The organism is Streptomyces sp. NPDC045967 (assembly GCF_056430495.1).
In genome coordinates this window covers 165,683-191,621 of sequence record NZ_JBWKLE010000002.1, presented here as the reverse complement: position 1 = coordinate 191,621, position 25,939 = coordinate 165,683, and the positions used below count along the sequence as shown (strand labels likewise).

24 protein-coding genes are annotated in these 25,939 nt (G+C 73.7%); 5 read left to right on the top strand and 19 right to left on the bottom strand.

All coding sequences use genetic code 11. The features are described from left to right. Position 1: 1 nt before the first annotated feature. From AC07FY_RS04735 to AC07FY_RS04675, 13 genes are all read right to left on the bottom strand, one after another. The gene (locus tag AC07FY_RS04735) at positions 2-685 is read right to left on the bottom strand and encodes a phosphorylase family protein (protein WP_479000381.1); all 684 of its coding nucleotides are present in this window, start codon (positions 683-685) and stop codon (positions 2-4) included. Beyond that, positions 685-2,787, bottom strand: coding sequence for a squalene--hopene cyclase (gene shc / locus AC07FY_RS04730; protein WP_479000378.1), 2,103 nt, complete (start codon positions 2,785-2,787; stop codon positions 685-687). The genes AC07FY_RS04735 and shc overlap by 1 nt, the downstream gene beginning before the upstream one ends. Before the next feature lie 123 nt (positions 2,788-2,910). Beyond that, positions 2,911-4,011 carry a polyprenyl synthetase family protein gene (locus AC07FY_RS04725; protein WP_479001545.1) on the bottom strand — a complete coding sequence of 367 codons (1,101 nt, stop codon included), beginning with the start codon at positions 4,009-4,011 and terminating at the stop codon, positions 2,911-2,913. Positions 4,012-4,070: 59 nt separating this feature from the next. Next, positions 4,071-5,450 carry a hydroxysqualene dehydroxylase HpnE gene (hpnE, locus tag AC07FY_RS04720; RefSeq protein WP_479000375.1) on the bottom strand — a complete coding sequence of 460 codons (1,380 nt, stop codon included), beginning with the start codon at positions 5,448-5,450 and terminating at the stop codon, positions 4,071-4,073. Between the two features lie 313 nt (positions 5,451-5,763). Then, positions 5,764-6,714 (bottom strand): presqualene diphosphate synthase HpnD, encoded by a 951-nt coding sequence (hpnD, locus tag AC07FY_RS04715; protein WP_479000372.1) that lies wholly within the window; start codon positions 6,712-6,714, stop codon positions 5,764-5,766. Beyond that, positions 6,711-7,637 carry a squalene synthase HpnC gene (hpnC, locus tag AC07FY_RS04710; RefSeq protein WP_479000369.1) on the bottom strand — a complete coding sequence of 309 codons (927 nt, stop codon included), beginning with the start codon at positions 7,635-7,637 and terminating at the stop codon, positions 6,711-6,713. Before hpnC ends, hpnD begins: the two co-directional genes overlap by 4 nt. A gap of 372 nt (positions 7,638-8,009) precedes the next feature. Then, positions 8,010-8,792 (bottom strand): ABC transporter ATP-binding protein, encoded by a 783-nt coding sequence (locus tag AC07FY_RS04705; protein ID WP_479000366.1) that lies wholly within the window; start codon positions 8,790-8,792, stop codon positions 8,010-8,012. Beyond that, positions 8,785-9,714: an ABC transporter permease gene (locus tag AC07FY_RS04700; RefSeq protein WP_479000363.1), complete on the bottom strand. Its 930-nt coding sequence runs from the start codon at positions 9,712-9,714 to the stop codon at positions 8,785-8,787. Before AC07FY_RS04700 ends, AC07FY_RS04705 begins: the two co-directional genes overlap by 8 nt. A 94-nt stretch (positions 9,715-9,808) precedes the next feature. After that, positions 9,809-10,690: a glycosyltransferase family 2 protein gene (locus AC07FY_RS04695; protein WP_479001542.1), complete on the bottom strand. Its 882-nt coding sequence runs from the start codon at positions 10,688-10,690 to the stop codon at positions 9,809-9,811. 8 nt (positions 10,691-10,698) lie between these two features. Continuing rightward, a complete protein-coding gene (locus AC07FY_RS04690) occupies positions 10,699-11,478 on the bottom strand; it encodes a CDP-alcohol phosphatidyltransferase family protein (RefSeq protein WP_479000360.1) in 780 nt (259 codons plus the stop codon). Next, positions 11,456-12,517, bottom strand: a complete 1,062-nt coding sequence (locus tag AC07FY_RS04685; RefSeq protein WP_479000358.1) for an iron-containing alcohol dehydrogenase family protein — start codon at positions 12,515-12,517, stop codon at positions 11,456-11,458. Before AC07FY_RS04685 ends, AC07FY_RS04690 begins: the two co-directional genes overlap by 23 nt. After that, entirely contained in the window at positions 12,505-13,257 is a 753-nt protein-coding gene (locus tag AC07FY_RS04680; protein ID WP_479000355.1) for a phosphocholine cytidylyltransferase family protein, read from the bottom strand. Before AC07FY_RS04680 ends, AC07FY_RS04685 begins: the two co-directional genes overlap by 13 nt. Continuing rightward, entirely contained in the window at positions 13,254-14,882 is a 1,629-nt protein-coding gene (locus AC07FY_RS04675; protein ID WP_479000352.1) for a DUF5941 domain-containing protein, read from the bottom strand. The genes AC07FY_RS04680 and AC07FY_RS04675 overlap by 4 nt, the downstream gene beginning before the upstream one ends. A gap of 550 nt (positions 14,883-15,432) precedes the next feature. Between AC07FY_RS04675 and AC07FY_RS04670 the strand changes: the two genes are divergently transcribed. Together AC07FY_RS04670 and idi are read left to right on the top strand one after the other, a co-directional pair. After that, entirely contained in the window at positions 15,433-16,746 is a 1,314-nt protein-coding gene (locus tag AC07FY_RS04670) for a GNAT family N-acetyltransferase (protein ID WP_479000349.1), read from the top strand. Positions 16,747-16,900: 154 nt separating this feature from the next. Then, positions 16,901-17,500, top strand: a complete 600-nt coding sequence (gene idi, locus AC07FY_RS04665; RefSeq protein WP_479000346.1) for an isopentenyl-diphosphate Delta-isomerase — start codon at positions 16,901-16,903, stop codon at positions 17,498-17,500. A 54-nt stretch (positions 17,501-17,554) separates the two neighbouring features. On the opposite strand, the gene AC07FY_RS04660 is transcribed toward idi, so the two are convergent. Continuing rightward, a complete protein-coding gene (locus tag AC07FY_RS04660) occupies positions 17,555-18,082 on the bottom strand; it encodes an ATP-binding protein (protein ID WP_479000343.1) in 528 nt (175 codons plus the stop codon). Positions 18,083-18,438: 356 nt separating this feature from the next. On the opposite strand from AC07FY_RS04660, the gene AC07FY_RS04655 reads away from it, so the two are divergent. Next, positions 18,439-19,203, top strand: coding sequence for an enoyl-CoA hydratase/isomerase family protein (locus AC07FY_RS04655; RefSeq protein ID WP_479000340.1), 765 nt, complete (start codon positions 18,439-18,441; stop codon positions 19,201-19,203). On the opposite strand, the gene AC07FY_RS04650 is transcribed toward AC07FY_RS04655, so the two are convergent. Beyond that, positions 19,190-19,816, bottom strand: a complete 627-nt coding sequence (locus AC07FY_RS04650; protein WP_479000337.1) for a DJ-1/PfpI family protein — start codon at positions 19,814-19,816, stop codon at positions 19,190-19,192. The two genes, AC07FY_RS04655 and AC07FY_RS04650, sit on opposite strands and share 14 nt — an antisense overlap. A gap of 144 nt (positions 19,817-19,960) precedes the next feature. Then, the gene (locus tag AC07FY_RS04645; protein WP_479000334.1) at positions 19,961-20,926 is read right to left on the bottom strand and encodes a GlxA family transcriptional regulator; all 966 of its coding nucleotides are present in this window, start codon (positions 20,924-20,926) and stop codon (positions 19,961-19,963) included. 103 nt (positions 20,927-21,029) lie between these two features. On the opposite strand from AC07FY_RS04645, the gene AC07FY_RS04640 reads away from it, so the two are divergent. After that, positions 21,030-22,667, top strand: coding sequence for an ABC-F family ATP-binding cassette domain-containing protein (locus AC07FY_RS04640; RefSeq protein WP_479000331.1), 1,638 nt, complete (start codon positions 21,030-21,032; stop codon positions 22,665-22,667). A 335-nt stretch (positions 22,668-23,002) separates the two neighbouring features. Then, complete coding sequence (locus AC07FY_RS04635; RefSeq protein ID WP_479000328.1) at positions 23,003-23,299, top strand: hypothetical protein; 297 nt, start codon at positions 23,003-23,005, stop codon at positions 23,297-23,299. 69 nt (positions 23,300-23,368) lie between these two features. Here the strand turns inward: AC07FY_RS04635 and AC07FY_RS04630 are convergent, their stop codons facing one another. Genes AC07FY_RS04630 through AC07FY_RS04620 form a run of 3 tightly spaced genes read right to left on the bottom strand, consistent with a single transcriptional unit; the run spans position 23,369 to position 25,801 of the window. Then, positions 23,369-24,142: an SDR family NAD(P)-dependent oxidoreductase gene (locus AC07FY_RS04630; protein WP_479000325.1), complete on the bottom strand. Its 774-nt coding sequence runs from the start codon at positions 24,140-24,142 to the stop codon at positions 23,369-23,371. Next, positions 24,139-25,311 (bottom strand): MAB_1171c family putative transporter, encoded by a 1,173-nt coding sequence (locus tag AC07FY_RS04625; protein WP_479000322.1) that lies wholly within the window; start codon positions 25,309-25,311, stop codon positions 24,139-24,141. The genes AC07FY_RS04630 and AC07FY_RS04625 overlap by 4 nt, the downstream gene beginning before the upstream one ends. Further along, positions 25,301-25,801: a hypothetical protein gene (locus AC07FY_RS04620; protein ID WP_479000320.1), complete on the bottom strand. Its 501-nt coding sequence runs from the start codon at positions 25,799-25,801 to the stop codon at positions 25,301-25,303. Before AC07FY_RS04620 ends, AC07FY_RS04625 begins: the two co-directional genes overlap by 11 nt. Positions 25,802-25,939 lie beyond the last annotated feature (138 nt).

Genomic DNA, 25,939 nt, shown 5'->3' with positions numbered 1-25,939 from the left:
CTCACCTCCTGGGGAGCAGCAAAGAACGGTGCCAGTCGTAAAACGCGGGCAGTACGGCACGCAGTACACGGAAGGCCGATATTCCACTGCGGACCGTGCCGATCCGGACGAGCTCGTGCTCCGGGGCGTCGACGATCACCCGGACGGCCGCAACCGGGCGCCCTCCCCGTGACGGGCCGCCGCCGCCCCCGGTGGCGGCCCACAGGGTCGCGGCGGACTCCATGTCCACGGCGACGGCGCCGGTGGCCCGCAGCCGCGCACGCTCCTGGCCGCGGACGACGCGGTCGGATCCGGTCAGCGCACCGGTGTGCACGGTCCGGCCGGGGGCGGCCCGGGCCAGTGCCTCGGCGAGCAGGGAGGTCCCGGTGCAGGCGACGACCCCGTGCCGGTCCCGGGTCTCCTCGGCGACGACCAGGTCGCCGGGGTGCATGCCGGGAACCAGCCCAGCGCAGAACCCGGTCGCGAGGACGGCGGCCCGCTCCATCCCCGGCCGCTCCAGCGCCCGTTCCACGGACCGCCCGGCCGCGCGCGGGCCCATGCCGGTGCGCAGCAGGGCGTGGTCCCCGCGGCCGGCGCTGCGCAGCGCCGCCTGCTCGATGCGCAGCGCGCAGGCCACCAGCAGCGGGCCGGGTCGCTCTGCCGCGTCCCCGGCCCCAGCCCCGGCCCCGGCCCAGGCCCCGGACATCAGGACCCCCCGGCGGCCGCGAACGGTTCCCCGTGCAGGTAGCGCCCCAACGCGGTGAGCGGGAACACCAGCCGGTACAGGTGGTAGTTGATGGAGAAGTCCCAGGGGAAGCCGGTGCCCGTGAAGTGGGGCTCGTCCCAGGAGCCCTCCTCGTCCTGGGTGGCCACCAGGTAGCCGATGCCCCGTTCGACGGCCCCGCCGTCCCGCTCGCCCGCCGAGAGCAGGGCCATCAGCGCCCACGCGGTCTGCGAGGGGGTGGAGGCGCCCTTCCCGGCCCAGGAGCGGTCCTGGTAGGAGCGCTGGTCCTCGCCCCACCCTCCGTCCTCGTTCTGTACGGACTCCAGCCAGCGCACGGCGCGCCGGATCGCGGGGTGCCTCGGGCTGAGGCCGGCCGCCGTGAGGGCGGGCACCACCGAACCCGTTCCGTAGACGTAGTTGGTGCCCCAGCGTCCGAACCAGGCGCCGTCGGGCTCCTGTTCGGCGAGCAGCCACGCGATGCCGCGCCGGGTGCGCGCGTCGCCCGCCCTGCCCTCGACGGCGAGCATCTCGACCACGTGGGCGGTGACGTCGGCCGAGGGCGGGTCGATGACCTCGCCGAAGTCGCAGAAGGGAAGCCGGTTGGGGAAGGGGCTGGTGTTGTCGGCGTCGAAGGCGCCCCACGCACCGTTCCCGGACTGCATGCCGAAGGTCCAGGACACGCCGCGGGCGATGGCCGCCTCGACCCGGGCGGGTTCGGGGTGCTTGACGCGGCGCAGCGCGAGGACGACCTCGGCGGTGTCGTCGATGTCGGGATAGGTGTCGTTGTGGAACTCGAACGCCCAGCCGCCCGGGGCGAGGCCGGGCCGTCGTACCGCCCAGTCACCGCTGCGCACGACCTCCTCGCCGAGCATCCAGTCGGCGGCCTTGACCAGCGCCGGGTGGTCGGGGCGCAGGCCCGCGTCGGCCAGGGCGATCGCGGCGAGGCAGGTGTCCCAGACCGGGGACTGGCAGGCTTCGATCATCCGGGCGCCGTCCTCGCGCCACACCGCGAAACGGTCGAGGGATTCCAGTCCGGCGCGCATCACCGGGTGGCCGAGGTCGTAGCCGAGCAGGTGCAGGGCGATGACCGAGTACACGGCGGGCGGCTGGATGCCGCCCCAGCAGCCGTCGTTCTCCTGCCGCTCGACGATCCAGCGGGCGGCGGCGGACATGGCCGCCTTGCGCAGCCGGCGCGGGGCGAACCGCCGGTAGACGTGCAGGGCCCTGTCCATCCGCTGGAAGACGCCGTCCCAACTCGCCAGGGGGGCGGGGCGTTTGGCGGGGTTCGGCACCCGTGCGTCGGTGTGCAGCTCGTCGAGGGCGAAGGGGGCGGGGCGGACGGGACGCAGCGCCGAGACGATCGTGAGGGGAACGATGGTCTGGCGGGCCCAGCAACCGAAGTCGTAGATGTTCAGCGGCACCCAGGAGGGCAGGAACATCAGCTCGGGCGGGAGTTCGGGCAGGTGTTCCCAGCTCCACCAGCCGAACAGGGCCAGCCAGACCCGGGTGAAGACCCGGGCGGAGGCGATGCCGCCGTGCGCCCGGATCCAGGCCGACGCGCGGGACATGTGCGGGGCGTCGGGCGCGTCACCGGCGAGGCGCAGGGCCACGTACGCCTCGATGGTGGCCGAGAGTTCGGGCGGTCCGCCGTGGAAGGTGGCCCAGGTCCCGTCGGCATGCTGCCGGCCGCGGATGAAGAGGGCGGCGGCGCGGGTGGTGGCCTCGTCCCGGATCCCGAGGAACTGGCGCAGCAGCAGGTCCTCGGCGTCCATGGTGATGTTGGTCTCCAGGTCGCCCTTCCACCACCCTTCGGCGTCCTGGCGCGCCAGCAGGTGCCGGGTGGCCCGCGCGGCCGCCTCGTACGCCTCCTGCCGCAGGCCGGCGGCGGCCGGCCCGGGTGGGAGGGGGGCGGGTGGTTCGGGCGGGGCGACGGTGAGGCCGTGCCCGCAGCCGCCCGGCTCGGCTGCCGGGCGGGCCGGTCGGACCTCGGCCTCGGTGGCCGCCCTGGGGGCCGGCGCGGTCCCGGTGGTGGTGTCGCTGCCCACGCCGGCGCCCTCGGCACCGCCGTCGGTCGTCGCTGTCATGGCTTCCCCTTCGTGCAGTCTGTCCTCTGCTGTGCTGGGGTCTGCCGTCGGCCGGGGCGCGCCTCTCTCGGGGCGACGGCGCCGGCCGGCGACTAGCGAGTCATATCAGCTTGCGTGCGCCGTTCACCTCTTGCGCACGACGACGAAGTCGGCGAGGGCGACCAGCTGGTCGCGCACGCGCTGCGGCATGTCGACGTCGTCCAGGGCCCTGATCGCCACCGCGTGCTGGCGGCGCGCCTCGTCGGCGGTCCACTGCCGTCCCCCCGCCGCCTCGATGAGCGCCGCGCGGGCCGCGAACTCCTCCTCGGAGAAGTTCTCGAAGTCGTTGCTCTTGGCATCGGCGGCCAGCAGCTGGGCGAGCTCCTCGGCGGCGGGCCCGTCGGCCGCGAGGGCGGCGACCACCGGCAGGGACTTCTTGCGCTGGCGCAGGTCGCTCCACGTCTGCTTGCCGGTGGCGTCCGGGTCGCCCCAGATGCCGAGGAGGTCGTCCACGGCCTGGAAGGCGAGGCCCAGGTGGTACCCGTACTCCTCGAGCTTGTCGGCCGTGCGGTCGTCGGCGCCGCCGAGCACGGCGCCGATGGAGACGGAACAGGCGAGCAGGGCGCCCGTCTTGTTGCCCTCCATCTCCAGGCACTCCTCGACGCTGACGCGCTCGCGGTGCTCGTAGGAGATGTCCTGGGCCTGCCCGTCGATGAGCTTGCGGCTGGCGGTGGTCAGCCGGCGCGCCGCGCGGCCCGCCTCGACGGTGCCGAGCTCCAGCAGCACCTCGTTCGCCAGGGCGAAGAGCGCGTCGCCCACCAGGATCGCCAGGGCCGGCCCGTGCACCTTCCACACCGTGTCGCGGTGGCGGCGCTGCTCGTCGCCGTCCATCAGGTCGTCGTGGAGCAGCGAGAAGTTGTGCACGAGCTCGACGGCCACGGCGCCGGGGACGCCGACCTCGGCGGCAGCGCCCGCGGCTTCCGCGGACAGCAGGGCCAGGGCGGGACGGACGGCCTTGCCGCCGTCACCGTCCGCGGGGTTGCCGTGGGTGTCGATCCAGCCGAAGTGGTAGGCGGCGACGGTGTCCATGGGCGGGGCGAGCCGGTCCACGGCGGCACGGAGCGCGGGCGTCGACAGCGTGCGGCCCCGCTCCAGGAGGGCGAGCGTGTCGGCCTGCTCCACTCCCCCGGCGGCTGCGCCCACGCTGGCATCCGTGTTCTCGACAGCCGGATTCCCCGGGTTCACTGGCTCTCCTCTGGTTCCTGTACGTGCTGTGCCGGTGGTGCTGGTGGTGCTGGTGGTCGTCATGCCGCCTCCTGCAGAGGGTGTTCGCGGGGGCGGCCGAGCGCGGCGAGTGCGGCGTGCGCCGCGCTGATGCCGCTGCGGACGGCGCTCTCCATGGTCGCGGGCCAACCGGTGGCGGTCCACGCACCGGCCAGATACAGCCCCGGCGTGTCGGTCCGCGCGCCGGGGCGCAGCCGGCCGACGCCGGGTGCGGGAGCGAAGGTGGCCGTCCGCTCCCTGGTGACGAAGAAGTCCCGCACCTTGGCGCCGCGCGCGGCGGGCAGCAGCCGTTCGAGCTCCGGCAGGTACTTGGCCCGCAGGACGGACACCGGTTCGTCGATGTCGTCCTGGGCGGCGGACTGGGACAGTGCGAGGTACTGGCCGCCGTCGGGGAGTCCGGAGGAGTCGGTGCGGTCGAAGACCCACTGCACCGGGGAGCCCAGCGCCGCGAAGAAGGGCTGCTTGAGGACCTTGCGGTCGTACACGACGTGGACGTTGAGGATCGGGGCGGTGCCGATGTCGAGCAGCTTGTCGGGGTCGGCGAGCGCGCCGGACGGCAGCAGCCCGTGCGCCTCGCGCTGCGGGACGGCGAGGACGGCGGTGCCGGCCTCGAGGGACTCGTCCTCGGTGTCGACGCGCCACGTCCCCTCGGGCGTACGGGAGACGGCGGTGACCCGGGCGCGCAGTTCCGTGCGCACCCCGGCGGCGTCGAGGGCCTTGCGGGCGAGCGTGTCGTGCAGGTCGCCGAGGGGGACGCGGGCCCAGCCGATGTCGGCGGCGCCGTTCTCGGAGAGCAGGCCGGTCTTGAAGACCATGGCGGCGAGGCCCAGGGAGGAGTCCCCGGCGGTGGCGTTGAGGGTGGCGATGCCGACGAGGTCCCACAGGGCCTCGATGGTGCGGGGGGACTGGCCGTGGCGGGCGAGCCAGGTCGCGAAGTCCAGGCCGTCCAGGGCCGGGTCGGCGGGGTCGAGCCGGCGCAGCGCGAGGGCGGCGCGGCCGACGCCGGCGCGTTCGGCGAGGGACAGGTGGCCGTAGCGGGCCAGCGATCCGGCCAGGTGCAGGGGGACCGGCAGGGCGCTGCGGCGCAGCCTGCCCAGGCGCGGCCCGCGCGGGTGGGCGACGTCCAGGACGGGCACGTCGAGCCGGTCCTGGAGCGGGGCGAGGGCGGCGCCGTCGACACGGTCGAGGAACCACCGGTAGGCGGTGCAGCAGCGCAGGTAGACGTGCTGGCCGTTGTCCACGGTGAGTTCGCCGCGCTTGAAGGAGAACGCCAGCCCGCCGAGGCGCGGGCGGCCTTCGAGCAGGGTCACCCGCAGGCCGGCGTCGGCGAGTTCGAGTGCGGCGGTGACCCCGGCCAGCCCGCCGCCGATGACCACGGCCCGGCGATCGGTGTCGCTCATGCGCCCTCCCCCGTCCGGTCCGCGCCCACCGCGACGGCCGTCGGCCGCGGAGCCCGGTCCGCGGAGCCCGCCCGGAGAGACGCCCGCGCCCACGCGGTGGTTGCCCGGGTCGCGTTCCGGCCGCGGTGCTCCATCGGCCGGGGCCGCGGCACGGCGGCGGCCCGTCCGGGGCGGCGCGGGGCAGCGGCACCGGGTACGGCGCGCGGCGCCGCCGGGAGCGGACCGGCCGGGGCCGCGGACCGGGTGCGGTCACCGGGCAGGGCCGGGCGCCGGGCGGCGGAGGTGCCGGCCGGGGTGCGGGGGGTCGGGGGCATCAGGTGCGCCTCCGGGTGCTCTGGCGGGTGATGGTCCGGGCGTCGAGGCCCGAGAGGCCGCGCACGGCGACGTACGCCTTCTCGTGCGGGGGCAGCGAGACGCGGCCGCGCAGGACCGCCTCCGGCTCCCGCTCGATGCGGTCGAGGAGCCGGCGGTAGATGCCGGCCATGGCGGCCACGCAGGCGCCGCTGCGCCGGTCGAGCATCGGCAGCAGCCGGTAGCCCTCGGCGAACAGCGCGCGGGCGCGGCGCACTTCGTGGTGGACGAGCCCGGCGAAGTCGGATCCCGCGGGGGCCCGGTCCGCGAGGAACCCTTCGGAGCAGCCGAACTTGGCGAGGTCCTCGGCGGGCAGGTAGGTGCGCCCGTTGTCGGCGTCCTCGCGAACGTCCCGCAGGATGTTGGTGAGTTGCAGGGCCAGCCCGAGGGTGTCGGCGTACTCGGCGGCGCGCGCGGAGTCCGGGGCGCCCGCGGCGGTGCCGAACACGCCGAGCGAGAGCCTGCCGATGGCGCCGGCCACGCACCGGCAGTATGCCTCGAGGTCGTCCCAGGTCTCGTAGGTCTCGCCGCGCACGTCCATCAGGACCCCGTCGATGAGTTCGTCGAGCCCGCCGAGGGGGATGGGGAAGCGGCGCGCTGCGTGCGCGAGGGCGACGGCGACCGGGTCGGTGTCGTCCTCGTCGACCTCTTCGGCGCGGATCCGCCCGAGCAGGGCGCGGGTCTCCTCCAGCCGCACCAGTTTCGCCTCGGGCGCCAGCGCGCCGTCGCCGATGTCGTCGACCCGCCGGGAGAAGGCGTAGAGCGCGGACATCGCCTGCCGCTTGTCGGCGGGCAGCAGCCGGATGCCGTACGCGAAGTTGCGCGCCTGCGACCCGGTGACGGCCTCGCAGTAGCCGTACGCCGCCAGGACCGGCGCGGACACGTGTGTGGGGCCCTCCACGGTCGGGCTCACCCCTTTCTCGGCGCAGTGCGCAGGACGGCGGCCACCTCGCGGAGCAAGCCGGTCTTGGTGGACGTGGGAGGGCCGGGCAGGACGTCGAAGCCGGCGGCGCGGACGGCTCCGAGGGCGGCGCGGCCGCCTCCGACGAAGCCCGCGAGCAGCAGCCGGAGCCTGCCGCGCACGCTGCCCACGAGGGGGGTGCCCTCGTCCAGCAGCTGCCGGGCGCGCTCGGTCTCGTACGCGATCAGCGTGCGGACGGACGCGCCGGCGGACGCGGCCCCGAGGTCGGCCTCCGTGACGTGGAAGCGCCGCATGTCCTCGGCGGGCAGGTAGACGCGGTCGCGGCGGAGGTCCTCGGCGACGTCCTGGAGGTGCTCTGCGATCTGCAGCGCGGTGCAGACGGCGTCGGAGCGCCGGATCCGCTCGGGGGTGGCGGTGCCAGTGAGGGCGAGCACGAGGCGGCCGACGGGGTTGGCGGAGAGTTCGCAGTAGGCGAGGAGGTCCCCGTAGGTCTCGTAGCGCGCGACCCGCTGGTCCTGGCGGTTGGCCTCGATGAGTGCGAGGAACGGCTCGGGGGGCAGGTCGTGGGCGCGGACGACGGGGCGCAGGGCCCGCAGCAGCGGGTGGCGCGGCTGGCCGCCACCGCCGAACACGCGCCGCAGGTCGGCCTCGAAGGCGTCGAGCATGGCGGGGCGGTCGTCGGCCGCGGCCGGGTCCAGGCCGAGGAGGACGGCGTCGCGCCCGCCGGGGGCCAGGTCCCCGTCGCCGATGTCGTCGACGAGGCGGGCGTACCCGTAGATCGCCGTCAGGCCGTCCCGCCAGGCGCGGGGCAGGAACGCGGGGGCCACGGGGAAGTTCTCCGCGGCGGCCTTGCCCAGGGTGGCGTGCGCGTGGAGCGTGTCGGACAGGGCGCTGGTGCCGTCCCCCGGGGTCACCGCCCGCCGCCCGGGGCGGAGACGGCCGTCGCGCCTGGGGGCCGGAGAATTCCCGTAGCCATTGCCGTCACATCTCCCGTTCTACACTGCCGACCCAATACATCCTATTTCGGACACGCCGCCTGGATTTCCCCGGGGTCTGCGTCAGGCCGTTCACCTGCGGGGAATCGTCCCCTCTCGCCGCGATTCAGGACCGCCTCAGCTTACGCTGTACAACGAGTCGAGGACCTTGGGGGTATGGACCGCGCCGGCGGGGGCCGCCGCCGAATGTCACCACTCCGCGGCGGCGGGAACAGCCGCGACACGCCGAGGCCCCCGCCGCGCTGAGCGGCGGGGGCCTCGGCGGTGGGCCCGGGGTGCGGCCTGCGGCCGTCAGCCGTTGGACGCCTTCTCGTATGCCGAGACGACCTCTTCGGTGGGTCCGTCCATCAGGAGCTCGCCCTTCTCCAGCCACAGCACCCGGTCGCAGGTGTCGCGGATGGACTTGTTGTTGTGGCTCACCAGGAAGACGGTGCCGGCCTTCTCCCGCAGTTCGCGGATGCGATCCTCCGAGCGCTTCTGGAACGCGCGGTCACCGGTGGCCAGGGCCTCGTCGATCATCAGGACGTCGTGGTCCTTCGCCGCCGCGATGGAGAAGCGCAGGCGCGCCGCCATGCCGGAGGAGTAGGTGCGCATCGGCAGGGAGATGAAGTCGCCCTTCTCGTTGATGCCCGAGAAGTCGACGATGCCCTGGTAGCGCTCCCTGATCTGCTCGCGGGTCATGCCCATCGCCAGACCGCCGAGAACGACGTTGCGCTCCCCGGTGAGGTCGTTCATCAGGGCCGCGTTGACGCCCAGGAGCGACGGCTGGCCGTCGGTGTAGACCTTGCCCTCCTCGCAGGGCAGCAGGCCCGCGATGGCCCGCAGCAGGGTCGACTTGCCGGAGCCGTTGGAGCCGATGAGGCCGATGGCCTCGCCCCGGTAGGCGGTGAAGGACACGCCGCGCACGGCGTGGACCCGCCGGACGCCCGGTGCGTCGCCCTTCCTCCGGCGGATTATCTTGCTGAGCGCGGCGGTGGCCGCGCCCTTGCCGGCGCTGCCGGTGTTGACGCGGTAGACGATGTGGACACCGTCCGCGATCACGGTGGGGACGCGCCCCTGGGTCGGGTCAGCCACGGCCGTAACGCTCCTCAGCCTTCCAGAAGTACACGAAGCCGCCGAGGCCGATCACCGCGGCCCAGCCGACGGCGAAGAGCCAGACGTGCGGGGGCAGGTTGCTCGCGCCGTAGTCGTCGATCAGGGCGAACCGGATGAGGTCCATGTAGATCGCGACCGGGTTCCACAGCAGGACGTCGCTGATCCACTGCGGGTGGTCCTTGAGGTAGATCCCGATCGGGAACATGACGCCCGAGGCGTACATCCACGTGCGCATCACGAACGGCATCAGCTGCGCCAGGTCGGGGGTCTTGGAGCCCATCCGCGCGAAGATCATGGCGAGGCCGGTGTTGAAGACGAACTGCAGGGCCAGCGTCGGGATCACCAGCAGCCAGGACAGGCGCGGGTAGTTGCCGAAGCCGATGGCGATGATGAAGACGACGACCATCGAGTACATGAGCTGCTGGAGCTGCTGGAGCGAGAAGGACACCGGCAGGGCGGCCCGCGGGAAGTGCAGCGCGCGCACCAGCCCCAGGTTCCCGGAGATGGCCCGGACGCCCGCCATCACCGAGCTCTGGGTGAAGGTGAAGACGAAGATGCCCATCATCAGGAACGGGACGTAGACGCCCTTGGGCATCTCCCGGCCCGCACCGAGGATGAGGCCGAAGATCAGCCAGTAGACGGCCGCGTTCAGCAGTGGGGTCGCCACCTGCCAGACCTGGCCGAGCTTCGCCTGGCTGTACTGCGCGACCAGCCTCGCCCGCGAGAAGGCCAGCACGAAGTGGCGCCGGCCCCAGAGCTGCCGCACGTACTCGACCAGGCCGGGCCGGGCACCGCTGACGGAGAGGCCGTACTTCCTGGCGAGCTCCGCGGGGCTCAGCCCCGCGTCTTCGGACGGCGGCCTGCTCGTGGCGAGGGCGCCGTCGTGGGTTGTGTCACTCACAAGTTGAAACTTTCGTCTTCAAGATGCGGCAGGAGGGGCATCGGGCTGGTGGCGCGAAGCCCGTGATCGCGTCATGTTCCCAGACGTGGGCCGGTCAGATGACAGGAGGTCGGCCGAGCCGGGTCAACCGCCAGACCGTACGCCATCTCATGGGGCGGCGAGGACCACAGGGCGTGGTCCACCCCTCCTTGAACCCGGCGAACCATGCCTTGAGCGCGGGCGCCGAGGGCCTGCGCAGGAGCGTCAGCAGAAGCCAGACGCCCACGTAGACGGGGACCAGCGGGGCGGGCAGGTTGCGGCGGGCGAGCCACACGCGGTTACGAGCCACCATACGGTGGTAGACCGCGTGCCGGGAGGGGGCGGTCGTCGGGTGCAGCAGCACCATGTCCGCGCGGTAGTCGATCAGCCACCCCGCGTCGAGCGCCCGCCAGGCGAGGTCGGTCTCCTCGTGCGCGTAGAAGAACTCCGCCGGGAGCGGCCCGACCTGCTGGAAGACCGCGGTGCGCACCGCGTTGGCGCCGCCCAGGAAGGTGGTCACCCGGGAGGAGCGCAGCGGGTCCGAGGCGCGCAGCCGCGGTACGTGCCGGCGCTGTGTGATCCCGGTCTCGGGGTCCGCGATCCGGAAGCTGACGATGCCGAGCGAGGGGTCCTCCGTGAAGGCCTGCCGGCACAGCTCGGCGGTGTCGGTGCGCTCCAGCAGTCCGTCGTCGTCCAGGAAGAGCAGGACGTCGACCTCGCGGCCACCGGGGCCGAAGGCCTCGATGCCGACGTTGCGCCCGCCGGGGATGCCCAGGTTCTCGGGCAGGTCCACCGTACGGACGCCCGGCGGCAGGTCCGTGATGCCCGCGACCTCCACGCCCTGGCCCACCACGACGACCTCGACTCGGTCGCCTTCCTGCCGGGCGACCGAGTCGAGCAGCGCCTTCAGCTCGTCCGGGCGGTTGCCCATGGTGATGATCACGGCGCCCAGCCGCATCGGCGTACTCACTTGAGCCTGCTGGAGGCCAGGATCGACACCAGGTGCAGCACGGTCTGGAGCAGCGCGATGGCCGCGAGGACCGCGACGCCGACCCGGGAGAAGAACAGGTCGCCGCGGACCTGGTCGACGACGGCCAGCACCAGGATGAGCAGGGATGCCTCGATGCCGAGGACGAGCCGGTGGAACTTCAGCGCGGCGGCGGCCCGGCGGGCGAGCGCCATGCCGGACGAGCGCGGCTCGGCGGCGGCGTCCTTGACCACGGGCTTGCCCGCCTGGTGGCGGGCGACGCCGACCAGGTCCGTCTCGGCCTTGATCAGGATCGCGCCGAGCGCCGCGAGGGTGCCCAGGAAGGCCCACAGCCAGTCGATGCGCCCGCCTCCCCACAGGTCCGCGGCGCGCAGGCCGAAGCCGACGAGCACCGCCGCGTCGCACAGGTACGCGCCGACCCGGTCGAGGTACACGCCGGACAGCGAGAACTGCTTCTTCCAGCGGGCGACCTCGCCGTCGACGCAGTCGAGCAGCAGGTACAGCTGGACGGCGACGACACCGAGCACGGCGCCCCAGACGCCCGGCACCAGCAGGGCCGGTGCGGCGAGGACGCCGGCGAGCGTCATCAGGTAGGTCAGCTGGTTCGGCGTGACCTTGGTGATGACCAGGTGGCGGGTGATGCGCAGGGAGATCTCGCGCATGTAGAGGCGGCCGCCCCAGTGCTCGCCGCTGACCCGGTCCTTCACGCCCGCCGGGTGGACGACGGGCCTCAGTTCAGCTACGGATGGTCTTGGCATAGTCGGCGTATGCGTCCCTGATCTCGGCGGCGGACAGGTTGAGGTGCTCCAGGATCGTGAAGCGTCCCGGGCGGGTCTGCGGGGCGTACTCGACGGCCGTGACGAACTCGTCGATGCTGAAGCCGATCTCCTCGGGGGTCACCGGCAGGCCGTGCCGGCGCAGTACCTCGACGAAGAGCCCGGACGACTCCTCGGATCCGCGCAGGTGCATCGCGAAGGCGGCGCCCATGCCGACCTGCTCGCCGTGGAGCGCGGAGCGCCCCGGGTAGAGCAGGTCGAATGCGTGGCTGATCTCGTGGCAGGCGCCGGAGGCGGGGCGGGTGTCCCCGCTGATCGACATGGCGATGCCCGTCAGGACCAGGCCCTCGGAGAGCACGGTGAGGAACTCGTCGTCGCCGCAGCCGCCGGGGTGGCGCAGGACCGACTGGCCCGCGGTCCGGGCCATGGCGGCGGCCAGTCCGTCGACGGGCTCGCCGGTGACCTGGTGCGAGAGCTCCCAGTCGGCGACCGCCGAGATGTTGGAGATCGCGTCGCCGACGCCGGCGCGGATGAACCGGACCGGCGCCTCCTTGATCACGTCGAGGTCGATCACCATGGCGATGGGCGTCGGCACGCCGTAGGAGCCGCGGCCGTTGTCGTTGTCCAGGATGGACACCGGCGAGCAGATGCCGTCGTGGGAGAGGTTGGTGGCGACGGCCACCATGGGCAGCCCGACCCGCGCCGCGGCGTACTTCGCCACGTCGATGATCTTCCCGCCGCCCAGGCCCACGACGGCGTCGTAGCGGCGGCCCTTTATGTCGTCGGCGAGCTTGACCGCGGAGTCGAGGGTGCCGTCGACGACGGCGTACCAGTCGGCGTGCGGCAGCACGGGCTCGAGCTTGGCCCGCAGCGCCACGCCCGATCCCCCGCTGATCGCGATCGCCAGCTTGCCGGAGGCGGAGATCCGCTGGTCGGCCAGCAGGCCGGCCAGGTCGTCCATCGCTCCGCTGGCGATGTCGACGACGACGGGCGAGGGGATGAGCCTCGTCAGTACTGGCATGCGATCGTCCGGCCCTTGGCGAGGTCGTCGTGGTTGTCGATCTCGACCCACTTGACGTCGCCGATGGGAGCCACGTCGATGGTGAAGCCGTCGTTCACGAGCTGCTGGTAGCCGTCCTCGTAGTAGAGGTCGGGGTCGCGCTCGAAGGTGGTCTTCAGGGCGTCGGCCAGCTGCTCGGCGGCCTCGGCCTCGATGAGGGTGACCCCGATGTACTCGCCCGTCGCGTCGGCCGGGTCCATCAGCTTGGTGATCCTGCGCACGCCCCGGCCCTCGGCCGTGACGACCTTCATCTCCTCGTCGGCCAGGTTCTTGACCGTGTCGAGGGCGAGGATGATCTTCCGGCCGTCGCCGCGGGCGGCGAGCAGGGTGCGCTCGACGGAGACGGGGTGGACGGTGTCGCCGTTGGCGAGGATCACGCCCTGCTTGAGGACGTCACGCGCGCACCACAGGGAGTAGGCGTTGTTCCACTCCTCGGCCTTGTCGTTGTCGATCAGCGTGATCTTGACGCCGTACTTGGCCTCCAGGGCCTCGCGGCGCTCGTAGACGGCCTCCTTGCGGTAGCCGACGACGACGGCGACCTCGGTGAGGCCGACCTCGGCGAAGTTGCCCAGGGTCAGGTCGAGGACGGTGAGGCTGTCCTCCTGCCCTTCGGGGCCGACGGGCACGAGGGCCTTGGGCAGGGTGTCGGTGTAGGGACGCAGACGGCGTCCGGCACCGGCAGCGAGTACAAGGCCGATCATGCTGGTTCTCCTTCGTCATGTACGGCGGGTGCTCCGGAGGAGACCCAGAAGCGGATGCTCTCCACGAGCACCACGAGTGCCACGAACACGGCCATGGCCGTGAGCGCGACGGGGAAGTCCGGGGCGCGCGCCGCCAGGACGGCGGCCAGCACCGCGGTCACCAGGACCCGGCCCTCGTGGCCGCCGATCGTCCTCACCAGCCAGTGCGGGGGCGCGCCGGTGCCGCCGCGAATGCGGTACACCGTGTCGTAGTGATGGTAGGCGACCGCCGCGATCAGGCCGAATGCCGCCGGGAGGGCTCCGGGGACGTCAGCCTTGGCCGCCAGGATCAGCACCGTCGTGTACTCCGCGGCCCGGAAGACGGGCGGTACGAGCCAGTCGAGGGCGCCCTTGAGCGGGCGGGCGACGGCGGCGCCCGCCAGCACCGTGTAGAAGACGGCGGCGGCGACCACCTGCAGGCTGCCGAAACCGTGGGCCCAGGCCGCCCACAGCAGGACGGCCGAACCGATGACCGCGCCGGCGACGCCGGCACCGGGCACGACCCTGCCGATCACCCGCGCCGCGAGCTCGGCCAGCGGGCCCGAGTCGGCGAGGTCGGCGAGGGCCTGTGCGGCCCGGTCGGTCCTCTTCGCCCTGCGGGTCAGGGAGCGCAGGACGCGGCCGGCCGTGGTGTAGAGCGCGCCGAAGGCGCAGCCGGCGAGCAGGGCGTAGAAGACGATCCGGGGAGTGGTGACGGCGGTCAGGACCGCGATCATCGCCCAGCGCTCACCGATCGGCAGAATGATCATCCGCCGGACCCAGACCGTCCAGCCGACGCTGTCCAGCCGGTCGGAGAGGGCGGCCGTGGGGCTCGTGTTGGCCGTGGCGTCGTGGTTGGCCTCGTTGAAGGAGAAGTCCACGACGTGCCGGCAGGTCATGAGGATCATCGCGCCGACCGCGAGCGCCCATACGTCGTCGCCGTTCCTGGCCGCACCGAGCGCGAGGCCCGCGTAGAAGGCGTACTCCTTCGCGCGGTCGAAGGTCGCGTCGAGCCAGGCGCCCATCGTCGAGTACTGGAGCGAGTAGCGGGCGAGCTGCCCGTCGGTGCAGTCCAGGACGAAGGAGAGGAGCAGCAGCACCCCCGCCGCGACGTAGCCCCAGCGCTCGCCCGTGGCGGCGCAGCCGGCCGCGACCAGCGCGGTCACCAGCGAGGCGGTGGTGACCTGGTTCGGGGTCAGGCCGCGGCGCGCGCACCAGCGGGCGAGGTAGCGGGAGTAAGGGCTGATGCAGAAGGTGGTGAAGAAGCCGTCGCGGGACTTCACGGCGGTCCGCAGGCGTACGGCCTCGTCGTCGACGGCCGCGACGGCGGCGACGGCCGCGGCCCGCTCCGCCCCGTCGGCGGGGACGGCGGCGACGAGGGTGCCGAGGTCGGGGCGCTGGACGGCCGTCCCGGCGGCCTCGACCGCGGCGGCGAGCCGGTCGGCGTAGGGGGCCGCGCCGTCACCGGGGGCGGCGGCGGCCCGGTCGAGCGCGCCGCGTGCGGCGGGCTGCACCGTGAGGGCGCCGGGGACCGCGCAGGCGTCGAAGCGGGGGTCGGTCAGCGCCAGGCGCAGCGCGTGCACGTGCCCGACGAAGTCGCTGTCCACGACGGCCACCCGCTGGTCGGCGGGTACGGCGGCCAGGGCGGCGGCGGCGTCCTTCGGACCGGCGGCGGGGCGGACCTCGAAGCCGAGTGAGCGCAGCTCGTCAGCGAGCGGTGATCCGGGGACCGGCAGGCCGGTGAGGATGGCGGTCGGCAGACGAACTCACTCCTTGCAACGAAGTCCGGACTGGCTCCGGACGGGCGCCTCAGGGGGCGGCGGCACGTCGGCAGAGGCTATCGGATGAATGGAAGCAGCCGTTCACCACCCGTTTACGCCCTGACGTGCCCGCGATCCGGCCCCGGGCCGGGGCGTGATCATCATTGACGATCACGCGCGCTACCACAAACGGCCCTGATGTTACGGTGGACACGCCCCTTGATCGTGTCGAGTGGAAAGAGGTGGGTCGATGACCGTCGCAGTGGTCGCGGCCGAGCGCCGCGAATTCCGGTACGTCCCCCCTCTTCTCCTCCGGGCACCCGGCCGGGTCTGACGCACACGCGCTGAGCGGCGCTGAACGGCCCCGTCGGCGGGTGCCCCCGTTCAAGGGTTCACGTTGACCGACAACACCACCTCCACCGGTTCCACCGGCATGCCCACTTTCGAGCAGGCCTTCTTGGCGCTGCACGGCGGCCTGCCCCGGCAGGGCCCCGGTTCCGACGCGACCACCCGGCACCTGCTGTCCCTGTGCGGACCGCTGCCCGAGCGGCCGCGCGTCCTGGACCTCGGCTGCGGTCCGGGCCGCAGCGCCCTCCTGCTCGCCGCGGAGGGCGGCCGGCGCGGCGCGGACGTCACCGCCGTCGACCTCCACGCGCCGTTCCTCGACGAACTGAGGGCCGCCGCCTCGGCCCGCGGCCTCGGCGACCGGGTGCGCGCCGTCAGGGCGGACATGGGCGCGCTCGACCATGAGGCCGACGCGTTCGCCGACGGCTCCTTCGACCTGGTCTGGGCCGAGGGCTCCGCCTACTGCATCGGCTTCGACACCGCGCTCGCGCGGTGGAAGCGGCTGCTCGCCCCCGGCGGCACGCTGGTGCTGACCGAGTGCCAGTGGACCGTCGAGGAGCCGTCCGCCGGCGCCCGCGCCTTCTGGGACGGGCAGTGCCCCCTGCGGACCACCGCCGGCAACCTCGCGGCCGCCCAGGCCGCCGGCTACCGGGTACTGGGCGTGCACCAGCTGCCCGACGCCGACTGGGACGAGTACTACGGTCCGCTCGCCGAGCGGGTCGCCGGCCACCCCCCGGCCGGTGATCCGGCGACGGCCGCCGCCCTGGCCGGCGCCCGCGAGGAGATCGCCCTGCGGGCCCGGCACGGGCACGAGTACGGCTACACGGGCTACGTGCTGCGCCCGGTGACCGCCGGGGACGGCGGCGCCTGGCCCGCCCGCCCGGAGACCCCGGCCGACGCGGCCGCCGTACGGGCCGTCAACCTGGCGGCCTTCGGCACCCCGCTGGAGGCGGACCTCGTGGACGCGCTGCGCGAGGACGACGCCTGGGTGCCCGGGCTGTCGTACGTGGCCGAGGGCCCGGACGGGTCGGTGGCGGCGCACGCGCTGCTCACCGTGTGCCGGGTGGACGGGGCACGGGCGCTGGCGCTCGCGCCGGTGGCCGCCGCTCCGGCGCTCCAGCGCTCGGGCGCGGGCAGCTCGGTCGTACGGGCCGTGCTCGCCGCGGCCAGGCGGCGCGGGGAGTCGCTCGTCCTGGTGCTGGGCCACCCGGAGTACTACCCGCGGTTCGGTTTCGTGCCGGCCTCGCACTTCGGGATCCGGGCGCCGTTCGAGGTGCCGGACGAGGCCATGATGGCGCTCGTACTGGACGATTCCGTTCCGGTGCCCTCGGGCACGATCCGGTATCCCGCGCCCTTCGGGGTCTGACACCCGGTCCGGCCACCCGGCCGCGACACCGCGGGTGATCCGCCCCCCGTCGCTTATCACGCGACGGGGGGCAGACATGCGCGGATGTCCGAAGTGGGGACAAGCCGCTTTTGTACGGCAGACTGAGGGCCGGAGTCCGAAGCGAAGGATGGGTATGCCGACACCACCAGCCACCGCCGCGAGCAGCGCGACCAACGGCACCGGAACTCAAGAACCGATCATGCTCGAACTGGTCGACGAGTCCGGCAACACCATCGGCACGGCGGAGAAGCTCTCCGCTCATCAGGCTCCCGGGCTGCTGCACCGGGCGTTCTCCGTGTTCCTCTTCGACGAGCGGGGTCGTCTGCTGCTCCAGCAGCGGGCCCTCGGGAAGTACCACTCCCCCGGCGTCTGGTCGAACACCTGCTGCGGTCACCCCTACCCCGGGGAGTCGCCGTTCGCGGCCGCGGCCCGGCGGACCCACGAGGAGCTCGGGCTGTCGCCGTCGCTGCTCGCGGAGGCGGGGACGGTCCGCTACAACCACCCGGACCCCGCGTCGGGTCTGGTGGAGCAGGAGTTCAACCACCTCTTCGTGGGACTGGCCCAGTCCTCGCCGCGGCCGGATGCGGAGGAGGTCGGGGACACCGCCTTCGTCACCGCGGAGGAGCTGGCGAAGCGGCACGCCGAGGCGCCGTTCTCGGCCTGGTTCATGACCGTGCTGGACGCGGCCCGGCCCGCGATCCGCGAACTGACCGGCGACGCCGCGGGCTGGTAGCCCGGGCCCGCTCCCGGCCGGGCCCGCTCCCTGTCCGGCGGGTGCGGCCGGGGCCTAGGGTGCGGCCGGGGCGGTCAGCGGCAGGGCCGCCCAGATGACCTTGCCGCCCGTCGCGGTGTGCTCGACGTCGCACACCCCGCCGGCTTCCCGGGTGACCTCCCGCACCAGGAGCAGGCCCCGGCCGCCGGTCTGGCCGAAATCCGCCTCCAGCGCCTTGGGCCGGTACGGGTGGTTGTCCTCGACGGCCACCCGTACCCACTCGCGGCCGATGGCGACCTCGACGGCGACCTCCGGCGACAGCAGGGCGGCGTGCCGGACCGAGTTCGTCACGAGCTCGGAGACGATCAGCAGGAGCGAGTACACGAGGTCCTGCCGGGCGGCCACCCCCTGGCGCCCGAGCAGGTCCCGGACCGCGCGGCGTGCCTGCGGAACGGATTCTTCAACCGCGGGAGCGGTGAACCTCCACACTCCCTCATAGGCGAGGGGGTCGGCCGGAGCCTCTGCCTCCGCCTCCCGGGCTGGCGGGACGTTCCCGCTGACATCCATCTTCCGTCCCCCGTCTTCGCGCTCGATCGTCTCCACGCGTCCAGAGTGGGGAACAGCCTGTTCCGGGCCGCGCTCCTGACCACAAGTCAGCGCCTATCGGACGCTTTCTGACCGAGGGCGTATGACAGAGTCAGTTGTTCGACCGTTCCTGATCTTCTGCGGGACGCTTTCCCGGCCGCCTCTCGCGTCCGTTCCGCGTCGGCGGACGGCAGCCGCGCCGCGTCGTCGCTGACCAGGCCCAGGACCGCGTCCGCGAGCCGGAACAGCCCGCCGGTCAGGAACAAGCGGCGCGGCGGCGACGGTCTGCGTCCATGGACGTGCCGCCTCCTCGCACCCCCCGGACGACGACTCCCCCGATCACGGGTTCGACCCCCCGGGATAGCATCCGGCGCATGGACGCAGCCCGGGACGCAGCCCTCCTGCACACCGTCGACGACGGGGTCGCCACCGTCGTCATCTCGCACCCCGCCAAGCGCAACGCCATGACGGCCGCCATGTGGCGGGCGCTGCCGGAGCTGCTGCCGGGACTGGCCGCCGATCCGGCCGTGCGGGTGCTGGTACTGACCGGGGCGGGAGCGACCTTCTGCGCGGGCGCGGACATCTCCTCGCTGACCGGCGAGGGCGGGCGGGACCCGCAGGCGCTCGCCGTCGCGGCCGAGGAGGCGCTGGCCGCCTTCCCCAAGCCGACGCTCGCCGCGATCCGCGGGTTCTGCGTGGGAGGTGGAAGCCAGCTGGCGGCCGCCTGCGACCTGCGGTTCGCGGAGGAGGGGGCCTCCTTCGGGGTGACCCCGGCCAAGCTGGGCATCGTCTACCCGGCTTCCTCGACCCGGCGGCTGGCCCGGCTGGTCGGTCCGGCCACCGCCAAGTACCTCCTGTTCTCAGGGGAGTTGATCGACGCGGAGCGGGCGCTGCGGACCGGTTTCCTGGACGAGCTGCTGCCCGCCGGCGAACTCGGCAAGCGGGTGGCCGACTTCACCCGGGTGCTGGTCTCGCGGTCGCGGCTGACGCAGGCGGCGGCGAAGGAGTTCGCGGACGGGCGGACCGACCGGGACGCCCACTGGGCGGCCCAGGCCGCCGCGAGCGGCGACACCGCGGAGGGTGTCGCCGCGTTCCTCGAGCGCCGGGCGCCCGTCTTCCGCTGGCCTACAGCGGATTGACCGCCCGCAGCCGGGCGACGAGCTCGGCCGGAGCCTTGGCCGGGGAACCGGCGTCGTAGGGCGGCTGGGGGTCGTACTCGGTCATCAGCTGGACGGTCTGGGCGTACTCGTCGCCGGCGATCCTGCCGAGCAGGGTGAGGCCCATGTCGATCCCGGCGGAGACGCCCGCCGCGGTGACGTACTTCCCGTCGAAGACGACCCGCTCCCCGGTGGGCTCGGCCCCGAACTGCGGCAGCCGGTCCAGGTACAGCCAGTGGCCGGCGGCCTTGCGCCCGTCGAGCAGCCCGGCGGCGGCGAGCAGCAGGGAGCCGGTGCAGACGGAGGCTGTCCAGGTGGTGCCCGCGTCCACGTCCCGCAGCCACTGGAGCACGGCGGGGTTCTCCATCTCCAGCTCGGGATGCGGTCCGCCCGGGACGAGGACGATGTCGGGGCGGGTCACCTCGTGGAGCGCCTTGTCGGCGACCAGGGCGAGTGATCCGTTGTCCGTCCGGACGGGCCCGGGACGCTCGGAGACGAACACCGTCTCGGCGCCCTGGAGCCGGCCGAGCGTGTCGAAGGGCCCGATGGCGTCGAGGGCGGTGAAGCGGTCGTAGAGCAGTACGGCGATCTGCATGGCTCCTCCGGAGCGATGGCGCGGTGCCGGTCCCCGGCCGGGGACGGCAGGTGGGTGTGGGCGAGTCGGTGGGTCGGGGTTCGGCGGGTCGCAGCGGTTGCGGCGGCTGCTCGGCAGGGGGCCGGCGGGCGAGCGGGCCGGGCGCTAGTCGGGGTACGGGCCAAAGCGGCGGCGGTACTCGGCCGGGGGCTGGCCCAGGGTCCGCAGGAACGCCCGGCGCAGGGCCTCCGGGGTGCCGTAGCCGCAGGCGCGGGAGATCTGGGCGATGCCCTCCCTGGTCTCCTCCAGCAGCCGCCGTGCGTGCTCCACCCGTACCCGCTCGACGTACCGGCCGGGCGTGAGCCCGGTCTCCGCCCGGAAGGCACGGGCGAAGTGGCGCGGCGACAGCCGGGCCCGGGCGGCGAGCGCCTCGACGCCGAGGTCGCCGCCCGGGTGCTCCGTGATCCACTGCTGGACGTCCCGCAGCGGCTCCCGCCGCGCCGTCTGCGCCGCCAGCTGCGCGCTGAACTGGGCCTGGTTGCCGGGCCGGCGCAGGAACACCACCAGGTGCCGGGCGATCGTCAGCGCCACCTCGCGCCCGTGGTCCTCCTCCACCAGCGCGAGCGCGAGGTCGATCCCCGCCGTGACCCCGGCCGACGTGGCGACCGGCCCGTCCCGTACGAAGATGGGCTCCGGCTCCACCACCACGTCCGGGTAGTCCCGGGCCATCCGCTCGCACACGTACCAGTGCGTCGTCGCCCGCCGCCCGTCCAGCAGCCCCGCCTCGGCCAGCAGCAGCCCGCCCGTGCACACGGACACCAGCCGCTGCGCCCCACCCCCGTAGGCGCGCAGCCAGTCGGTGAGCCGCGGCTCGAAGTCGGCCGTGTAGCGGCCGCCGGGCACGAGCAGCGTGGTCCCGCGGCCCGGGCGGGCGGCCTCCAGCTCCCCGTCCGGGACCAGCGTCAGGCCGCTGCTCGTGCGGACGGGCACACCGCCCGGGGACACCGTGCGGATCTTGTACGGGGCCCGCCCGGGGAACCGGGCCGCGGCGGCGAACACCTCCACCGGCCCGGTCACGTCCAGACTCTGCACCCCGTCGTAGAGGACGACGAGCACGTTTCGCGACGACATGGCCTCATGGTGTGACGCCGCGCCCCGCGGCCGCAATGCCGGATCTCCCACCTATCCGGCCATCGCCGGCGGCCGCCACCTGCCCGGATAGGATCGGCACATCATGACTGCAACCCTCGTCGCCAAGAAGCTCACCGCCGGCCACGGTGAGCGCACGCTGTTCGCCGACCTCGACCTCGTGGTCGCGCCCGGCGACGTCATCGGCCTGGTCGGCGTGAACGGCGCCGGGAAGTCCACCCTGCTGCGGCTCCTCGCCGGGCTGGACACCCCCGAGACGGGTGAGCTGCGGCTCTCCCCGCCCGGCGCCGCCGTCGGCCACCTGCCGCAGGAGCCGGAGCGCCGGCCCGCCGAGTCGGTTCGGGAGTTCCTGGCGCGCCGGACCGGAGTGGCGGCCGCGCAGGCCGAGCTGGACGCGGCGACGCAGGGCCTGGTGGACGGGACCCCGGGCGCGGACGACGCGTACGCGACGGCGCTGGACCGGTGGCTGGACCTCGGCGGCGCCGATCTCGACGAGCGCGCCGAGGAGGTCGCCGCCGATCTCGGTCTCACGGTGGGCCTGGACCTGCCCATGACGGCGCTGTCCGGCGGCCAGGCGGCCCGCGCGGGCCTCGCCTCGCTGCTCCTCTCCCGCTACGACGTCTTCCTGCTGGACGAGCCCACCAACGACCTGGACCTCGACGGTCTGGAGCGGCTGGAGCGGTTCGTCAAGGGGCTGCGCGCGGGCACCGTCGTGATCAGCCACGACCGCGAGTTCCTGGCCAGGACCGTCACCAAGGTCCTGGAGCTGGACCTGGTGCAGCAGCAGGTCAACCTCTACGGCGGCGGGTACGACGCCTACCTGGAGGAGCGGGAGCGCGCCCGCGGCCACGCCCGTGAGGAGTTCGAGGAGTACGCGGACAAGAAGTCGGCCCTCGAGGGCCGGGCGCAGATGCAGCGCAACTGGATGGACAAAGGCGTGCGCAACGCCCGCCGCAAGGCGAGTGACAACGACAAGATCGGCAAGAACCTGCGCGGCGAGTCCAGCGAGAAGCAGGCCGCCAAGGCCCGTCAGACGCAGCGGGCTATCGAGCGGCTGGACGTCGTGGAGGAGCCGCGCAAGGAGTGGGAGCTGCGCATGGAGATCGCCGCGGCTCCCCGCTCCGGCTCCGTGGTGGCCACCCTGCGCGAAGCGGCCGTCCGGCGCGGTGACTTCGCCTTCGGCCCGGCCTCGCTGCAGGTCGACTGGGCGGACCGGGTCGCGATCACCGGGGCCAACGGCGCGGGCAAGTCGACCCTGCTGGCCCTCCTGCTCGGCCGGCTGGCCCCGGACTTCGGCTCCGCGACGCTCGGTTCCGGCGTGCTGATCGGCGAAGTGGACCAGGCCCGCGGCCTGTTCCTCGGCGACGAACCGCTGCTGGAGGCGTTCTGCGCGGCCGTCCCGGACACCGAGCCGGCCGAAGTCCGCACCCTGCTGGCGAAGTTCGGCCTGAAGGCGGCTCACGTCCTGCGTCCGGCGGCCACCCTCTCCCCGGGCGAGCGCACCCGCGCCGCGCTGGCCCTGCTGCAGGGCCGGGGGGTCAACCTGCTGGTCCTGGACGAGCCCACCAACCACCTCGACCTGCCGGCGATCGAGCAGTTGGAGTCCGCCCTGGAGGCGTACGAGGGAACGCTGCTGCTGGTCACCCACGACCGCCGCATGCTGGACGCCGTGGCGGTGACGCGCCGCCTGCGGGTGGAGGACGGCAAGGTCACCGAGCTGTAGCCGCCGCAGCGCCGCCCGGCGGATCCCGCCGTCCCGAGGTGCCGTCGTCCCGAGGTGCCGACCGGCCGGTGCGCGACTAGCCTTTGTGGTGAGGGCCGCAACCGCGGAGCACACCCCCATGGCCGAAGCGCCGTGTCACCAGGGCTCGCACCTCTGCCGCGACGCCTTCGGACATCCCCGTGGGGGGCCGGGCCCCTGTGCCCGAACAGACGCGTCTTCGCACTTCCGGCGGCCCTTCACCCGACCCGCGCTGCGCTGTGCGCAGTTCTGCGGCCGCGGTTCCGCTGGCGCCCACCTCGTCGAGGTGTGCGGCTGGCGGAAGAAAGGGATCTTCCATGCATGCACTGAGAGTGAAGCGCCTCTTCGTGGTCTCCGCCGCCGGTCTCCTGATGGCCGGTGGGGCCGCGCTCGGTACGGCGGGCACCGCCTCGGCGGCGACGCCCACCGGATCCGTCAGCTACGTCACCGGCGGCGGCTGGGACCACGACGACCACGACGACGACGACGGCTACGGCCACCACGGCGGCTGGCGCCACGGCGGCTGGGACCACGACGACGACAAGGGCGACAAGGGCGACAAGGGCTACAAGGGTTACGGAGGACACGGCCACCACGGGCGAGGGGGCTGCTGAGCGGGCACCCTCACCGCACACCGTGCGCGGACCGGTCGCCGGCCCGCGCATCGGTCTGCCGCCATGGCGTCAGCGTGCGGCCGGAGCGCGCCGCGTGCGGGCCATCCTGCGCGCCACGAAGCCGCGCGGAAGGTGCCGGGCCGCCAGGGCGTAGGCCCGGTAGCGGCGGCCCGTGATGCTGAGCGGGCGGCGCATCGCGAGGTCGCGCAGTGCCCGGTCGACGACGTCCCGAGGCTCGAGCCAGACCGCTTCGCGCAATGCGCTGACGTCCATCCCGGCGCGCTCCTGGAACTCGGTGCGGGTGAAGCCCGGCACCACGGCCAGCACCCGGACGCCGTACGGCTCCATGTCCACCCGCAGCGACTCGCTGAAGGCGGTGACCCACGCCTTGGCCGCCCCGTAGGTGCCGGTCGGCAGCAGTCCGGCCACCGAGGAGACGTTGACCACCGCGCCCCTGCGGCGCTCGCGCAGGCCCGGCAGCACGGCGTGGGTGAGCCGGAGCGGGACCTTGACCAGCAGGTCGAGCATCCGCTCCTCGTCCTCGACCGGGCTGTAGGGGAAGGGCGCGGGCAGCCCGAAGCCCGCGTTGTTGACCAGGATGTCCACGGGCCGCGACGGGTCTGCGAGCCGTGCCGCGACGGCCTCGCGGTCCTGCGGGTCCAGCAGGTCGGCGGGCAGCACCTCGGCCCGCGTGCCGAACTCCCGGCCGAGGTCGCGGGCCACGGCCTCCAGTCGTTGCGCGTCACGGGCCACGAGGACCAGCTCGGCCCCCTTGGCCGCGAAGCCCCGGGCGAAGGCGGCGCCCAGTCCGGCGCTCGCCCCGGTGATCAGTACGGTCGTCACGACGCTGCCGCCTCCCGGGTGTACTCGTGGGCGACGTCGACGAGGAAGCGCGCCTCCTCGGCCAGGTCCCCGCCCTCGGCGGACGTCTGGATGGCGGCGGGCAGCTCCAACCCGGCCGCCTCGCCCGGCCGTCCGGGCACTCCGGCGAGCTTCGCCCGGCGTGCCTCGCGCAGTACGCAGGCCAGTGCGGCCGCGGTGCGCCGCTGCTCGGGGACCCCGCGCCCGGCGACGCGGCCCCGGGCGTCCTCCAGGGCGCCCGGGGAGACGTACTCGCCCAGGATCAGGATGGCGTCGCGCGTCTCGATCACCTTGCGGTACACGAGCAGGTTGCGCGGGACCGGCGGCCACAGCAGCTCCACCGTCCGCCCGGCCCGCGGCTTGTTGAGGGCCACGTGTGGGACGGCCTGGACCAGGTCGCGCCACAGCGGCCACAGCCGCCAGGCGGTGGTGATGTCCGCGGCGGTGCGGCGGAAGGTGAAGAGGGTCGGGACCAGGATGGCGGCGGCCCGCAGCAGCCCGTGGAGGTTCATCAGCAGCGGCAGCGCGGGCATCGCCCAGGTGCTGCCGAACAGTGCCTTGACCAGGTACGCCAGCCAGAACAGCCCGGCGAGGGCGGTGCCGAGACCGAAGAGCCTGAGCCCCGCCGCCAGTCCGCGGCTCTCGGTGCGGCGGCTGTAGCGCCAGCACAGCGCCACGCAGACGGTGTTGGCGGCCACGTGCGCCGAGATCAGCACCAGCCAGTACGCGAGGGAGGGCACCGGGTCGCCGACCGGCGGCATGGTGTGCGTGCCGTGCGCGGGCGCCGCGGCGTCCAGCGCGATCAGGGCGGCCAGCCACCCGGTCGTGGCGGTCCAGGAGACGAGGCGGAGCCTGCCGCCGCCCGCGGCGGCGGCCACGAAGAACAGGACGGCGCCGGCGGACAGGACGCCGATGAGGTTGCGGACGAGACCGATGGTGTGCGCGTAACCGGCGCCGCGGTCCATCGCGTAGGCGACGACGTCGGGCAGGTTCAGGGTCATCGCGGCGGCGGCGGTGGCCACGGCCAGCCACAGGCCGCGCTGCCGCGGGGAGCGCAGGGCGCCCGGGGCGCGGAGGAGGACCGCGGCCCACAGGCACACCACGCTCGGGACGGCGAGCCAGTTGCCGAAGGCGGTCAGGTCAGCTGCCATCGTTCCCCCGCTCGTAGCCCATGGCGGACTCCAGCCGGGCCAGGGTGCCCCGGGCGGGGGTCGCCGCCGACGGGCCGGCGTTCGCCGTGCGGATGCGGATCATGCTCGCGAGCATCTCCGCCTCCTGCTCCTGGCGGGTGGTGTAGTTGGTGCGTCCGAGCACGACGGGGGCGCGCCCGTCGCTCTCCTCACCCTCCAGCGAATGGTGCCCGAAGAGGATGTGGCCGAGTTCGTGGAGCACGATGTGCTCCCGGTGCAGCGGGGTGGTCTGCGCCTCGTAGAAGACGTAGTCGACGCTCGCCGTTCCGACCCACAGCCCGCACACGCCCGATTCCGCGGCCTCCTTGGGCAGCGGGTGCAGCTTGATGGGACGGCCGCGCTGCTCGGCCATGCGAGCGCACAGGGCGTCGAGGGAGAACGGATGGGTCAGATCCAGTTGGCCGAGAATGTTCTCGCACCGTTTGCGGAGGCTGAGTTGCCGGTAAGGCATGTGATCCCTCTTCGGACCCTTCCTCGGGCAGCGTCGGTAGGCGTGTACTGGCATGGGCATGGCGTCCTGTGCCTTCGAAGGCGGCCTCGGGAAATGCGGTCCTGAGGGGGAATGCGAAAGCCCGTCCGCCGAGGTGAC